Origin of the sequence: Gluconobacter vitians (assembly GCF_015244565.1) — a bacterium.
Taxonomy (GTDB): Bacteria; Pseudomonadota; Alphaproteobacteria; order Acetobacterales; family Acetobacteraceae; genus Gluconobacter; species Gluconobacter vitians.
The window spans coordinates 1-989 of the sequence record NZ_JABCQG010000076.1 but is presented as its reverse complement, the minus strand read 5'-3'; the positions used below and the strand labels follow the sequence as shown (position 1 = coordinate 989).

General features: G+C 58.8%; 1 pseudogene. It reads left to right on the top strand.

The window, feature by feature from the left end:
• Window positions 1-35: 35 nt before the first annotated feature.
• Window positions 36-989: pseudogene (locus HKD24_RS15105) on the top strand (DDE-type integrase/transposase/recombinase); the annotation flags it as partial.

The following is a 989-nucleotide window of genomic DNA, read 5'->3' as shown; positions in this document are numbered from 1 at the left end:
TAAGCTATAATCCGACCTGAGAGAGGACGGGTTTTATGGGCAAGGTTACGCGCAAGAGGTATGCGGCGGAGTTCAAATCACGGGTTGCCCTGGAGGCGATCCGTGGGGAACAGACGCTGGCGGAACTGGCTTCGAAACATGGGGTGCATCAGACGATGATCGCCCAGTGGAAACGGCAGGCGATCGAAGGGATGGCGGTAACCTTTTCCGGGAAGGCGGTGTCTGAGCCCCCGGTCAGCCCTGCTGATGTGGAGAAACTGCACGCGAAGATAGGCGAGCTTCTCGTGGAACGGGATTTTTTACGCGATGCCTCTGCTCGGTTGGGCGTGATCAGAGGCGGCAGATGATTGACCCGAAGCGAGCGCGTCTGCCGATCATCCGGCAATGCACGCTGCTGCGACTCAACCGGTCGGGCGTTTACTATCGGCCTGTGCCACAGAACGAGGCCAATCTGGCGCTGATGCGGCTGATCGACGCCCAGTTTCTGGAAACACCGTATTATGGCTCGCGGCAGATGACATGGCATCTGCGCCGCCTGGGACATGAAGTGGGGCGCAAACGCGTCCGCCGGCTCATGGCGATCATGGGCGGAGGGAACCAAGGTTCCGTCGGCATCGCCGATGGAATGTTCCTGTAGGGCTGCGGGCGATCTACCAGAAGCCACGCACAAGTGTGCCGCATCCGGAGCATCGGAAATATCCATATCTGCTGCGGGATCTGGTCATTGATCGTCCCAATCAGGTCTGGTGCTCGGACATCACCTACATCTCGATGCGCAAGGGCTTCCTATACCTTGTGGCGATCATGGACTGGTTCACGCGCAAGGTCCTGTCCTGGCGTCTGTCGAACACGATGGACGCGGAGTTCTGTATCGAGGCGCTACAGGATGCCTTTACGCGCTATGGCGCCCCGGAAATTTTCAATACGGATCAGGGCTCACAATTCACGACGCCCCGTTTTACCGGGCTCCTGGAAGAGCGTCAGATCCG